Here is a 13,963-nt window from a genome sequence, read left to right on the forward strand (position 1 = left end):
TTATTTGTTAATGGGCCAGCGTTCTCTTTAACATCTAAATTGCATACCTACCTTTTATTTTTGTTCCTAAATTCAGTGGATGCAGGAACAGATACCTTTTAAAAAATTATTTCGCACAGCTTTAATAACGGCACCTCTATTTGGATTGTTTGGCGCCACCCCTGTGATGATATTCGATATAGAATTCAGGCACATTCCTTTTGCATTTGTTGCCACCACTTTGATCACACTTTTTTTATGGGGCTTGAATATTTTTTTATTATGGTTAAGCAAACGCTTTCCCTCATTTAAAACAGATTGGATACGGTATGCTGTAAGTTTTGTTTGTTGTGGCTTGCTGATCTTTTTTACGTTTGATATTTTAATGCCAAGACCTTTATTCCCGTTGGCTCCTAATCCTCACTGGCCGCCACCTCCCGGTGATGGCTTCAAAAGGCATCGTTTCGGGTTGCATTTCATTCAGCCGCAATCCATCAATATTATTATCATGATCATTATTGAAATGATATTATTGAAGGATAAAAAAGCACAGATAGAAAAAGAGAATTATCAGCTTAAAGTAAATAACCTGGAAGCAAAGCATGATTTTTTAAAACAACAGCTGCACCCTCATTTTTTATTTAATTCATTGAATACATTAAAGTCGTTGATCAGCCGTTCGCCGCAACAGGCTGAAGAATATCTTATCAAGTTGGCAAGATTGCTTCGCTTCTCAACGGATACGCACAATCAAACTTTAATATCGTTAAAAGAAGAATTGCAAATATGTTACGACTATCTCACTATGCAACAGGTGCGTTTTGGAGAGGCATTACATTTTAGCATAAGCGTTCCTGATAGTCAACAGGAAAAAGGAAAGGTGCCGGTATTTTCTGTTTTATTGTTAGTAGAAAATGCAGTTAAGCATAATATATTCACTATTGCACAGCCTTTGAATATTGCAATAACCGGTGATGAAGGTAATGCTAAAGTTTTTGTGATCAATAATCTGCAGGCAAAAAATATTGAAGAAGAAAAAGGAATTGGGCTTGCTAATTTGGCTGAACGATACCATTTACTGGGAGAAAATGATGGCGTACGAGTTGATAAAACACCTAATGAATTTATAGTAATGATAAAAACTTTTTATTATGAAGATAGCTATAATAGAGGATGAGCTTATAATGGCAGAAGACCTGATGCTGGTGTTGAAGGATGCCAATAAAGAAGTTGATGTTGTAAAAATATTGTCTTCTGTTACGGAGGCAGTACATTTTTTTAGAAATAATCCTTTGCCCGACCTGATATATAGTGATATACAGTTAGGTGATGGATATAGTTTTGACATATTTAAACAAGTACAGATAAATGTGCCGGTGGTATTTTGTACGGCATATAACGAGTATGCATTGCAAGGATTCAAGAATAATGGCATTGATTATATTCTCAAGCCTTTCGATAGTCAAGTGGTAAAAGATTCGCTTAATAAATATTTTCGGCTGCGCAATAATTTTGATGAACAAAAAAATAAACAGCAGGTCTATTTTGAAATGAATCAGCAGAGGCCGAAAAGCAATGCCGTTTTGATCAATTGGAAAGACAAGATCATTCCTGTTAAAATAAAAGAAATTGCATTGCTGGGTATAGAGCAGAAATCATCTTATGCTGTTACGTTCGATAATAAGCGATATGCCATTGCACATACGTTGGAAGAGATGGAGAATATATGCGGAGAAGATTTTTACAGGGCAAACCGGCAATATTTAATTAACAAGGAAGCCGTAGTAGAGGCGGAGCAATACTTTGCAAGAAAGCTGTCGATTAAACTAAAGATCAACGCACATGAAGATATTGTAGTAAGTAAAAATAAAGTGCCCGATTTTTTAGAGTGGTTAAAAGGAGGGTATTATTAAGGGCTTATTGCTCTCTGTACCAATAAGTGTCAACATTCTCAAACACTAAGCGCTTTAACCTAAGCTTCAATTTATTTCCTTCCTCGGTAATGATCACAGGGCGAGAATTGTTTCTGTCGACAGTATAAATTATCCCTTCGTATCTTTTTTTCTTTTTATTGTAGGTAACGTTGTCTAATATAACGCTGTGCTCATGATCGTCCTTTCTATTGCTTTTTTCAAGTAAAGCCTGGTAAGCCCCTTCTTTTTCTTCTATTTTATAAATACGGCTTTTGTCTTCGGAGCGCCATCTGCCATTGATGCTTTGAGCGCCGGCTATCTTTGTTAGAATGATACAAGCGAAAAGTATAAGCAATTGTTTCATATAGATACTCTTAATTAAAACGTCCTAGTTTTTTGGTTCCATACCAAAGGTCTTTTATCGAAATGCCGAATAAGATATTCGTATAATTTTCTTTTATCTGCATTTTAGTAAGGTCTCCTTTAACTCCGCTTTCAACACCGCCATATACTACCATATTCTTTGATAAATTAATGCCGCCACCCAATGATACTGCATAGTCTTTTATATAATTCCCACTTAACAATATATAACTGTTCTCTGCAGAAAAGCCTCCTGCAACAAAATATTTTTCGTATTCATAATAAGCAGTTTTTACTTTTTTTGAATATTCAATGCCGGCAGAAAGGCGTAGGGTAGAAGTGGTGGAGGAATTTACATAATCAACCTGTTGATGCGGCCATTTAGTATAGTTTGCATCAACAGAAAAGATCCATTTGTTATTACTTATGCCTGCATATCCAAATCCAATACTGGACGGCATTTGAAAAGGAGAGCTTTTAGTAATGCTCTGATTAATGAAGGTAGAAGCCGATACATTACTATCTACGTATTCAGAAGTGGTTTGTCCGCTTAATTTAGTGCTGACAGAACCTGTTAATCCAAATTGATGTTGCCACTTTTTATCTGCAGCTGTATAATATTGTAAGCCTACTAAAACATTTGCTCCGTATAAAAAATCGATATCTGTTCTGCTTAAATTTATAGGTAATGCTATGCTTGAATAGCTGGTGGTATTTTGCAATGACCCAAAAAGGTAAGAAGCTGTTATGCCTATAGAAAGATTTTTAAATAATTCTCTTCCGGCTGAAAAATAGACCTGGTTAATTCCGCCGCTTCCATCAACAGCTTTGGTATAAGTACTATAGCCGTCCAATATTGCTTGTGTAGCTTCGTATTTGTAATTAACGGAGCTGTATGGTTTTAAACCAAATGCAATACCTGTTTTTTTACCGGCTTTAAAAGAAAAGCTTATGCGCTTTACTGCAAAATCTTTTGAGGCGGCAGTAGAAGTATCAGCTGAAGGCATTTGAAAATCGCTTACTCTTCCCCGCATGCCTATATCAAAGTTTACCAGCTTGTAAGTTAATGCTGTTAATGAAGCCGGGTTTGAAAAATTATAAGAGCCAACTGCCCTGCGTGCATTGGCTGTGCTTCCATCAAAAAAATATCTTCCGTAATCTTTTGTATCTATATCACCAATGCCTAATATAGAATAAGGAGAAGTAACATTTTGTGCATTCAGTTTTGTTGCTGAAGTAATTACTATCAGCGTGCAAAACAACAGGCGGTATATATGTTTATATTGCCAGATCATAATCCTAATACATAGAGTTTTAGTTGAATGCCTTTAGAGGTAGAAGCATCGTTTATAACAAGCCTGCTAAAGCTTTGATCGCCAAGGTTTGTAGCTGATGTTGTTAATAGTAGGCCGCTGGGGGCTGCCTGTCCTGTTGTTAAAATGCTATTGACAAAATCGGTAACATCATACGTATAAGCAGTGTTTATTCCGTACAATTCATCAATAGATAAATTGCCTGTTTGTAATTCTCCGCCTAAAGTAACAGAGCTTACAATATTATTATTGATATCAGTGCCATATAGATTTAACGATTGCGGTAACTGGTAAGGATAACTGAATGTGCCCGGTGTAGGCTGTATCACCAGTTTTGCGCTAGCTGCTTTTACATATGGATGCAATTCTTTTAAGCTAAGCAGATCGGGCATGTTTATTTTTATATAGCACCCTGTTGAGCTATTCAAATAAGCTTTATTATCCGTAAGCGTACTGCTTATTAATTGTTTTTTATTAGGAATCAAGGATTCTAAAGCCGTATTGGTCCTGTTTGTTGCTATGTGATTGAACTGTTTAGCCGTTATAAAAGGGAAGTCAATAGATTCGGCCACTGTTGTTAATCCACGTTGCTCATAATGCAGGCGCATGATAACAGAATCATCGGCAGAGTTGAATCCAAAAAGATCATTGGTTGTTGTACTGTCAACATCAAAATACAATCCTTTAAAATATTGTCTGAAAAAATCCTGTGATGTTATTTCTACAGCACCTGTTTGCAATTTATTGAACAGTTCCTGTCCTAATGGATCGGATAAACGTATGCTAAGAAGATTGCCATTATGTGGCGTTACTTTAATACTCTTACTACCAAGTAGATCGCCATATGTAAAACTGCTTGTATTATAATAATTGTTATCGCTTACCGTAGCTTTTTGGATGGGGCTCGTTACCCGGTATATATTCAAATTAAAGTTGGATAATGTATCTCCATAATAAATACCATTTGGTTTTATTAATATTTCCAACGAGTCATATGTTATGCCGGTTACATCTTTTAGTGAGTTTATAGCAGGCGCCTCTACTTCAGCATAAGAACCGGCATGTATAGTGCCAAAAACAGGATCATTATTGAAGCCTACTAAAAAAGTATTGGTACCCGAAGTTAAAAATGAATCTACCTGGTAAGTAGATAGCGTAACAGTATAGTTTTCAAAATAAGACAGGTTTGGATCGTTTTGCTGATTTTGATTGCCAAAGGTTACATCTACTTTATCACACGATAATAAACTATTACCGACAGTAAATAAAAGCAGACCATAAAAAATATATCGAAAAGAAAATTTCATGTTCTTTTGCAGGCATTTAGTGAAAGGAAGCGGTTACATGAAATGTTATCCGCTCCCTTTACAATTACCACTTAACAAATAGTGGCAACATATTTTTAATTAGTTGTCGTCGCTATTTTGTGTTTCTGCAGGATAGAATTCCCATAGGTCATCAAAGTAATTGCTGCTGTTAGCGCCTGTGGCGATATAGCCATGATTATTTACAGTAAATCCAACAGCGCCTTGTCTTGCCGTTCCTTCAAAAGATGTTTTTGCAAACCAATAATCTGTTTTAATATCATAAGCCCAGGTAGTACCGATTATGCCGTTATAGTTTCCACCTACTAAATAAGCAGTATCGTTCATTACAAAAACAGAAGCATTGCTACGGGTAATGTTGGCGCCATAAGAATCATCAAAAGTGCTGTCTGCATCATCTACAGCAGTAGTGATCTTTCTTTTTTGTATCCAGCTATCGTTGGCTGCATCATAAGCCCACATATCGTTCAGGTATGTTCCGTTATTAATTCCGGAAACAACATAAGGAATATTATTATCAACAAAAGCCACTGCCTGGCTGCGTTTATCGCCTGCTAAGCTGGCGCTTTGTGTCCAGGTATCCGAATTGGGATCATATTTGTAAAAATCTTTTCTATAGGTGCCGGTGCTGTCAAAGCCGGTACCGATGTATCCATTATTGTTTACAGAAAAAGCCACTGCATCATATCTTGCCGTGCTAGGGAAATCCGCCTTTTTAGTCCATGTATCTGTAGCAGGATCATATTCGTAAAAATCTTTTAAGGGAACTGTGCCATTATATCCCGTTCCAAAATATCCTTTATCGCCAATTGAAAATCCAACAGCTGAATTTCTCGCATCTCCCGGTAAGTTGCCTAGCTGTTTCCAGGTACCGGATGGCTCATCCAGTTTCCAGAAATCAGTTAAACGGTTATTGCCATCGTATCCCCCTCCTATATATAATACATTGTTTATTACAAATGAAAAAGCTTCCGTTCGTACAGAACCCTCAAATTCGGATCTTCTTGCCCAATTGCCGGCATTGGTTGTTGTATCGGTAGAAGTTTTATCGCAGGAAGAAAAAATGAAAATACTGAATACTAAAAGAGATGCTAAAAGAAAACGTTTTAATGATAACGGGTTACTCATCATAGATGCTATTATTTGCAGTGTTTTAAAATGAGCTGCAAAATGCAATTAAAGCTTATGAAAAAATTGTTAATGCAGCTAAACGGGACATATCTATTGCCGAAGCGGACAATAACGGAGTTTAATATTGTGTCAAAATAAATAACCCGGAGATTATGGTGATTGTTTTCGTAGAGCGACGTTTATTGCCTTGAATAAGCTCTATACAAGAAAGCCTGATTTATTGGGTGCGAAATAAAAGAGGTCTTTACAAAATGTGCTTGATTTTTTATCAGATCTTTCCCTCCAACTTCTCCCTTCTCCTTATTCTCCCAATATAAAACAAGCTAAAAATAAAAACAGGTATCTTAAAGAATAATAAAAAGAAAGCAAGCTTCGGCAATATAAAAGAGAATATCAATGCTAATAATCCATTCAGCATATCAAGGTTGAACATTATCCTGAATTGTGTTCTTTCTTCCGGAGGTAATTTTTCTCTGTCAACAAAATCTTCTTTGGCATCGGCATAATCCCAAATGGAATTTTGAAAGATCGATATTAAAAAGATATTCATGCTGTATAAAAAGATGGCAGGAGCATCGCCGAAATGCGTGCTCAGCACACTTGTAGCAAAGGGGAGTGTAATAATAAAAAATACCCAGCCTATATTAAAATACATCGACTTGTCATCCATCTTTTTAATATAAGAATAGATATTATGATGTATTCTCCAAAAGCCCGCAATATTGAAAAAGGATAAAAAGAAAGCAAGGTATTTTTTCCACGGCAACAACAGGTCGGCAAAAGTGAGATGGTGATGTTCGGGAACTTCCAGCTTTAGATCCAATGCCAATAAAGTAATGGCAATGGCAACAATAGCATCGCTGAAAAATAATACACGTTCAAAAGGAGTTTCTTTTTTATGTGCTTCTTTCATAAATACAAAATTATTATTTATGCGGCATTCCTTTTGTGATCTTGCTTAACCACACAAATAAAAAAGAAATGCCTAAAAAGAACAGGAACATATAAAACGAATTCAACAGTACTTTTTGCAATCCTAAACTGGTAACCTCTAAAAACGGGTAAGGATAAAAGCCCGAGAAACTTCCCCTGATAAGAACATATATTAAATACACCAAAGGATAGATCAACCATTTGGGAATTTGATAATAATGAACTTTCCCTTTGTTTTCATACAATATCCAATAAACAATAACCAGCACAGGCATAACAGAATGCAATAGCTCATCCACTAATTTTTGTAAACCAACCGGGCTCCATATATGTCGTAACAAAACCTGGTAAACGGTACCAACAATTGTAATGTACATCGTAACAGCAGTGAGCAATCCCGGAATAGCAATTGGCTTATTAATACGTAACAGCTTAATACATTCTATAGTAAAATAAAAAGCCACAATAGTATTTGTCAAAATGGTAAAGAAGCTTACAAAACGTATGGTTGTTTCGGTAATGGAAGCAATTCTGTTTTGCACCATAAGATAGTATTGTGCAAAAACAGCAAACCATGCTATAATAGCAAAAGTGAAAGATAGTATTTTACGCATTTATCAACTTAAGGATTTGAACTAATTGGACTATCAATTCGTTTGTTTTTGCGAATACTTATTGTGGCTTCAATTAGAAAAGCATAAAAAATGACATTAATAAAAAGCCCTATAAAAAAAGCATTCTCATTCATACATTCAGTAAATAAAACATGCATAGGAAAACGAAATAAATAAAAAGCATCAGCAATAAAATTTAGGAAAAAACTATCGCCAATTGTTCCTTCTCCCTTGCCAAAAGTAGCTAAAAATGAAAAGATAGTAAGTCCGCCAATGAGAATAACCCAAATGAAAAATCTTAAAAGGCTAAAATTTTTTAATAGACGCATGATATAATTTGAGTTTAAACTAAAAATCCAATTAAGGTAAAAAATTATTGCTCAACATGTTCAAACCACCCATTAGGTAATTGTTTGAAATCTTCTTTTTTTAAATAAATATTTTTTATGCTATCATTCAATGGCATTACACATTCTTCAGGTAAGTCTTTAATATATGAAAAAGATATTTTGTTCGCCTTGTCAATTAAAATGTGCCCAAACTTATATTTTCTGCTTAAGTCTATAAAGAGTTGAGCATTTACCTTTGCGTTGCTTGTATCAATAGACCGGGTTTTGATAACACTATCTAGATCTATCTCTTTATTATTTTTAAGATCATCAATTTTAAAAACATTCCCAATATTATCGTTATTATCAAAATTAAACCAAATTCTATAGCCGGTATCACTCAAGCTTTCAAGAAGGATACTGCCACGATGATACGCATAAAAATTATCCGGTAATTTTTTTAGGTCATCTGTTTTTACATCGAATTTGTCAATATGATTATGACAACTACTCGTCATACAGATCAAGCAAGTTGCAAAAAGAAATAGTTTTACTTTATTCTTGGCTATCATAAAGCATCAATATCTTACCAAATATAACCAATAAAAAAGCCTGTTCAAACGAACAGGCTTTTTCTATTTCAATACATTTCTGTTAATTATGCATTCACCGTTTTGACTGCAGTTTTCTCAGGCTCTGCTTCTCCTAAAGGTCTGTCCTTTGCCAGGTCAACCAGCATTGGAGCCGCCACAAATATAGAAGAGTAAGTACCTGTAATTACACCGATCAACATTGCAAAAGCAAATCCACGTGTTACTTCGCCGCCAAAGATGAACAATATTAAAATGGTCAGGAACACCGTTAAAGATGTCATGATCGTTCTGCTTAATGTATCGTTGATAGCACGGTTAATGATGCTTGGCTTATCACTTGCTTTAGAGCCCTTGCTGTATTCACGGATACGGTCAAACACGATCACCGTATCATTCATACTGAAACCGATCACCGTTAATACCGCCGCAATAAAATGCTGGTCAATTTCCAACGGGAAAGGAACAATGTTTTTGCAGAAAGAGAATACCGCCAATGTTACCAATACGTCGTGCAATAAAGCCACTATAGTACCTGCTGAATATCTCCAGTCGCGGAAACGTAAGAAGATATAAACAAAGATGATAAGGATCGCAAACACGGTAGCTTTAATAGCACCTTTCTTCAGGTCAGAAGAAATGGTCGGCTGTACGGTTTGTGTACTTTGAATGCTTTTTACAAATTGTGGATAGCTAACACCATTCAATGCTTTAGACAATCCTTTGTATAAACCTGCCTGTACGGCGCTATCTGCATTTTCCTGTCCTATTAAATAAGAAGTTGTAATGTTCAAGTGCCTGTTATCTTTAACTGTTTTAATAACAGGATAATCGCCGCCCAATGCATCTTTCAGATCATCTCTAACAGCATCGTTCTTTACAGGCTGTGCAAACTCAATAGTATAGCTGCGTCCTCCTTTAAATTCAACACCTTCATGAAAGCCGTTGAAATAAGAACCGATACCCAACAACAATACCACTACAGAAATTCCGTAAGCAACTTTTCTGTATTCAATGAATTTAAAGCTGGCGTGTTTGAATATCTTTTTAGAAACACCGGTAAAGTAATTAAAGTGACGTTGTTTGTTCGTCCAGAAATCAGTGATCAATCTTGATACTAAGATTCCACAGAACAACGACAATACGATACCCAGCATTTGCGTGGTAGCAAAACCAAGTACAGGCCCTAACCCAAACGTAAACAGGATAGCGGCTGTTAAGAAGGTAGTAACGTGCGCATCAATTACAGGGGCTAAAGAGCGGCGGTAACCATCGTTCACGGCCTGCTGATAATTTTTTCCTTTCGTCAGCTCTTCTTTAATTCTTTCAAAAATGATTACGTTGGTATCTACTGCCATACCAATGGTCAATACCAAACCGGCAATACCTGCAGAAGTTAACGTAAAGCCTAATGCAGCCAATACACCTATCGTAAATAATAAGTTTAATATTAATGAAATGTTGGCAACCCATCCACCGGTGTTATAGTAAATAAGCATTAAGGCAAATATTACTATAAATGAAACGATGAACGACATGGCACCACCATGTACTGCCTCTTTACCCAACGTAGGACCAACAATTTGTTCTGCAACGATTTTTGCAGGGGCATCCAGTTTACCTGATTTTAAAACATCCGATAGATCCTGTGCTTCCTGTATCGCATCCTGCATTCCTTTTCCTTTGCTAATGGTAATACGGGATGTACCATCCATAATAGGTTCATTTACAAAAGGAGCAGAGTAAACAATGTCATCCAATACGATGGCAATTGGTTTGTGAGGGTTAAACTGGCAAGCTTCTGTTGTCATTTTGCCCCATTCTAATTTACCCTGGTTATTCATATCCATAGTAACAAAAACCTCATTGGTAGTAGGGTCTGTTTGTTGCAAAGCGTTTGTAATAGCGTCGCCTTCAATTCTTGGTTTATCAGTACCCGGTCTCTTTTTAATAGCATATAAGGTAACTACACCTGTGGAATTTCCTTGCTTATCTTTTTCTTCCGGTCCAAATAAGAATTTTACAGGAAGTGTCAGATTATTGATGAAAACGGGGTTGTTTAAATATTCAGTTACAACGCCTGTATCTTTTAATGCAACTTCAGCAAAAGGAGCTGCGTATTCACGTACTCCATTTTTATCCTGGTCTGTTGCCTGGATAGGACGTATGTGCGTTAAAATCGGGTGTTCCTGTTGTAATTGCGCCTGGCTTTTGGTAGAATCAGTTTTCTTTAACAAAGAATCGGGTATGCTATTAAGAGTAGCGCCTAATGCTTTATCTGCATTGGACAGGTCCTGGCCTACTTCATCTATATTATACAATTCCCAGAATTGCAGGTTAGCAGATGATTGTAAAAAAGCACGTACTCTTTTAGGATCTTTAATACCCGCTAGCTCAACGTTTATAACGCCTTTGCTTGCATCAAGATTGATGGTAGGCTGAGCAACACCAAACTTGTCAATTCTTTTTTGTAATACTTTATACGTTTGATTAATAGCGCCATTGGCGATAGTATGTAATTGGTCTATTACTTTTTTATTATCATCGCTCGCTTTAATATCGTTGCCCGATTTGGCAAATATAGAAGCAAGATTTACACCCGGGTTTTGCTGGGTATAAGCATCGGTAAACAGAGTAACAAAATCCACATCACTGTTTACTTTCTGTGCAGTAGCGGTTTGTATCGCTTTTATCAGTTTAGGATCGTTAGGGTTGATGCTTAAAGATTTTATCAAACCTTCCAGGCTAACGTTCATCGTTACGCTCATACCGCCTTGAAGGTCCAAGCCAAGGTTTAACTCATTTTCTTTACACTTTTGATAAGAGGTTCCGATAACAGGATATATCTTTTTGTCGCGTGTGCTATCTAAGATATGTTGTACCCTGCTGGCAACCAGTTGTTCTTGTTCATCAGCAGTAGCATTGGGGTATGCCGCTTTAACTTGTTTTACAGCTTTTTGCTGAACTTCACCTTCGTAGTTGCGTACTACCCAGGTATAAGAAAGCTCCCAAATCGAAATAAGAATCAGAGCAATCGCAAAGAACCAAACCAGGCCTTTCAGTTTCATAATAGAATTCGTTTAACTATGTTAGAATTTAAGAAGTTCGCAAAGATAGGGGAAAAACTGTTTGGCAGACAGGAAAGGAATATGCACACCATCTGAAAATCTTTGCATGAAATAAGAGTTGTTTTTGGGAGCAGAGAACGCTTTTGACAAGGGAAAAATTGCTGATAGATGCCTAAAAATCATTTTTAGCATGCTGAAAAGGGTTTTTAGACGTTTAAAACAGAGTTTAAAGGCTAATAATGCTTCACTGTACCATTAAAATAGTGTTACCTTGTAATAAATTAACTGGCATATCTAAAACATGTCAGTCTGAGCTTGTCGAAGACGGTCCTTTTAAAATATTCTATCGACTTTCGTATATCTTGATAAATTAAATCAAAAAAATCATGAGTTTCATATCTATCAAAACCAAGCAGGGACAAACCTCTATTATAAATACAAAAAATATAGCCTATATAGTTGCTGATGCTAAAAAGCCAAATAAAACACAAGTCTATTTTATAGGTATTACTGTTGCTAAAACGTTTGATCTTCCTGTTGCTGAGTTTGAATCAATGCTAAAAAGCAAATAAGCTTTTATGTTCAGACTTTATGGAATATTACTATTGCTGTTGGTTTCTACATCCATAACTGCACAATCCCGGTCAGGAATATACTTAGCTAAACCCTCTTTAAATGCAGGGGCATATCATTTAATTTACAAAGACACTGTTCGGTATTATGAATTAAGCGACACGCCGCTGATCGCTTATTTTTATGTAGATACGATTATAAAAAGTAAAGACAAAGAAACAGGAAAATGTAAGCTCCTCATAAAATTTTCCAAAGTAGGACAAAAAATGTTTGGAGATATAACTGCCGGGCATCTTCAGCAGTACCTTGGATTCGTAGTTAATAATAGTTTGTTGGCTGCCCCACAAATAGTTGAGCCTATACTGGGAGGCACCGTTGCAGTGAACAGTGATTTTTCAGAACAGCAGGTGTATGAGCTACTTCAAGAGATCAAAAAACTAAAACAATAGCACGCAACCGGAAAAAAGCAATACCTGCTCAAATATGCAGAAGCTTTATCTTAATCGATAGTGTTAGTCGCCTGACCAACAACCATTCATTCTTCAATTTTTCCCGATTTCACAAGATTTCAATTTGCAATGCACTAACTTTGCCACCCGAAAATAATTTATAAAAAAACAAACTACAGTGTCAAACAACTTATTAGCCGACAGAATTAATGCGCTGGAAGAAAGTGCAACGCTTGCCATGAGCAAAAAAAGCCGTGAATTGGCGGCTCAGGGTCACAAAGTAATTAACCTTAGCGTGGGAGAGCCTGATTTTAAAACGCCTCCTCACATTTGCGAAGCTGCCAAGAAGGCAATTGACGATGGGTTTCATGCATACACACCCGTAGCAGGTATTCCTGAATTGCGCACTGCAATTGCAGAAAAACTGCAACGCGAAAATAAATTAGACTGGAAGGCGGAGAATGTATTGGTATCAACCGGTGCTAAACATTCTTTGGCAAACATTATAGAAGTATTGGTTAAAAAAGGAGAGGAAGTGATCATCCTTGGTCCATACTGGGTTAGCTATGCCGAAATGGTAAAGCTGGCAGAAGGTAAAAGCGTAATAGTAGACGGCGCTTTTGAAAATGACTTTAAAGTAACGCCTGAACAATTGGAAGCAGCTATTACAGACAAAACTAAAATTGTAATGTATGCTTCGCCAAACAACCCGACAGGTTCTGTTTACAGCGAAAAAGAATTAAGAGCATTTGCAGCGATCATTGCAAAGCATCCAAACATATTTGTATTGGCTGATGAGATTTATGAATACATCAACTTTACTAAAGAAGGGCATTTCAGCATCGGAAGCGTTCCTGAAATTAAAGACAGAGTAATTACAGTGAATGGTTTTAGTAAAGGATTTGCTATGACGGGCTGGCGTGTTGGTTTTATCGCGGCTGCAAAATGGATCGTAGATGCCGTAGATAAATTACAAGGACAGGTTACCAGCGGTACCAACAGTATTGCCCAAAAAGCAGCAGCTGTTGCCTTCACCAACATGGATGCTCCAAAAATGATGTTGGAAGCTTACCATCGTAGAAGAGACCTGGTAATTGGTAAATTGAAAGAAGTGCCTGGCTTTAAAGTACGTATTCCGGATGGAGCATTCTATGCATTTCCTGATGTAAGCTATTACTTCGGAAAATCGGATGGTACTACTACTATTAAAAATGCAGATGAATTGAGCTTGTGGTTATTGGAAAAAGCACATGTGGCAACCGTTACAGGCAATGCATTCGGAGCTCCTAACTGTATCCGTTTAAGCACTGCTACCAGCGATGAAAAACTGGTGGAAGCAATTGACAGGATCAAAGCGGCAGTAATAACATTGAAATAAGTGTA

14 protein-coding genes are annotated in these 13,963 nt (G+C 36.6%); 5 read left to right on the top strand and 9 right to left on the bottom strand.

The window, feature by feature from the left end; translation table 11 throughout:
* The first annotated feature begins 79 nt into the window (after positions 1 to 79).
* Positions 80 to 1,156, top strand: coding sequence for a sensor histidine kinase (locus K9M53_RS07805; protein ID WP_224019069.1), 1,077 nt, complete (start codon positions 80 to 82; stop codon positions 1,154 to 1,156).
* On the top strand, positions 1,131 to 1,892 hold the full coding sequence (locus tag K9M53_RS07810; protein WP_224019070.1) for a LytR/AlgR family response regulator transcription factor: 762 nt from the start codon (positions 1,131 to 1,133) through the stop codon (positions 1,890 to 1,892). The genes K9M53_RS07805 and K9M53_RS07810 overlap by 26 nt, the downstream gene beginning before the upstream one ends.
* Positions 1,893 to 1,896: 4 nt before the next feature.
* On the opposite strand, the gene K9M53_RS07815 is transcribed toward K9M53_RS07810, so the two are convergent.
* The 9 genes from K9M53_RS07815 to secDF all read right to left on the bottom strand — a co-directional run bounded on the left by K9M53_RS07815 (position 1,897) and on the right by secDF (position 11,558).
* On the bottom strand, positions 1,897 to 2,256 hold the full coding sequence (locus tag K9M53_RS07815) for a hypothetical protein (protein WP_224019071.1): 360 nt from the start codon (positions 2,254 to 2,256) through the stop codon (positions 1,897 to 1,899).
* A gap of 10 nt (positions 2,257 to 2,266) precedes the next feature.
* Positions 2,267 to 3,550 (bottom strand): hypothetical protein, encoded by a 1,284-nt coding sequence (locus K9M53_RS07820; protein WP_224019072.1) that lies wholly within the window; start codon positions 3,548 to 3,550, stop codon positions 2,267 to 2,269.
* Entirely contained in the window at positions 3,547 to 4,875 is a 1,329-nt protein-coding gene (locus tag K9M53_RS07825; protein ID WP_224019073.1) for a DUF4270 family protein, read from the bottom strand. Before K9M53_RS07825 ends, K9M53_RS07820 begins: the two co-directional genes overlap by 4 nt.
* A gap of 99 nt (positions 4,876 to 4,974) precedes the next feature.
* Positions 4,975 to 6,024, bottom strand: coding sequence for a Kelch repeat-containing protein (locus K9M53_RS07830; protein WP_224019074.1), 1,050 nt, complete (start codon positions 6,022 to 6,024; stop codon positions 4,975 to 4,977).
* Between the two features lie 268 nt (positions 6,025 to 6,292).
* Complete coding sequence (locus K9M53_RS07835) at positions 6,293 to 6,937, bottom strand: TMEM175 family protein (RefSeq protein ID WP_224019075.1); 645 nt, start codon at positions 6,935 to 6,937, stop codon at positions 6,293 to 6,295.
* 13 nt (positions 6,938 to 6,950) lie between these two features.
* Complete coding sequence (locus K9M53_RS07840; RefSeq protein WP_224019076.1) at positions 6,951 to 7,571, bottom strand: Pr6Pr family membrane protein; 621 nt, start codon at positions 7,569 to 7,571, stop codon at positions 6,951 to 6,953.
* Between the two features lie 8 nt (positions 7,572 to 7,579).
* Complete coding sequence (locus K9M53_RS07845; RefSeq protein WP_224019077.1) at positions 7,580 to 7,900, bottom strand: hypothetical protein; 321 nt, start codon at positions 7,898 to 7,900, stop codon at positions 7,580 to 7,582.
* Positions 7,901 to 7,944: 44 nt separating this feature from the next.
* Complete coding sequence (locus K9M53_RS07850; protein ID WP_224019078.1) at positions 7,945 to 8,472, bottom strand: hypothetical protein; 528 nt, start codon at positions 8,470 to 8,472, stop codon at positions 7,945 to 7,947.
* 86 nt (positions 8,473 to 8,558) lie between these two features.
* Positions 8,559 to 11,558 (bottom strand): protein translocase subunit SecDF, encoded by a 3,000-nt coding sequence (gene secDF / locus K9M53_RS07855; protein ID WP_224019079.1) that lies wholly within the window; start codon positions 11,556 to 11,558, stop codon positions 8,559 to 8,561.
* Positions 11,559 to 11,944: 386 nt separating this feature from the next.
* On the opposite strand from secDF, the gene K9M53_RS07860 reads away from it, so the two are divergent.
* From K9M53_RS07860 to K9M53_RS07870, 3 genes are all read left to right on the top strand, one after another.
* Positions 11,945 to 12,130: a hypothetical protein gene (locus K9M53_RS07860; protein ID WP_224019080.1), complete on the top strand. Its 186-nt coding sequence runs from the start codon at positions 11,945 to 11,947 to the stop codon at positions 12,128 to 12,130.
* Between the two features lie 6 nt (positions 12,131 to 12,136).
* Positions 12,137 to 12,580 carry a SecDF P1 head subdomain-containing protein gene (locus K9M53_RS07865; protein WP_224019081.1) on the top strand — a complete coding sequence of 148 codons (444 nt, stop codon included), beginning with the start codon at positions 12,137 to 12,139 and terminating at the stop codon, positions 12,578 to 12,580.
* A gap of 178 nt (positions 12,581 to 12,758) precedes the next feature.
* Positions 12,759 to 13,958, top strand: a complete 1,200-nt coding sequence (locus K9M53_RS07870) for a pyridoxal phosphate-dependent aminotransferase (RefSeq protein WP_224019082.1) — start codon at positions 12,759 to 12,761, stop codon at positions 13,956 to 13,958.
* Positions 13,959 to 13,963 lie beyond the last annotated feature (5 nt).

The organism is Ferruginibacter albus (assembly GCF_020042285.1).
In the GTDB taxonomy this organism is placed as follows: Bacteria; Bacteroidota; Bacteroidia; order Chitinophagales; family Chitinophagaceae; genus Ferruginibacter; species Ferruginibacter albus.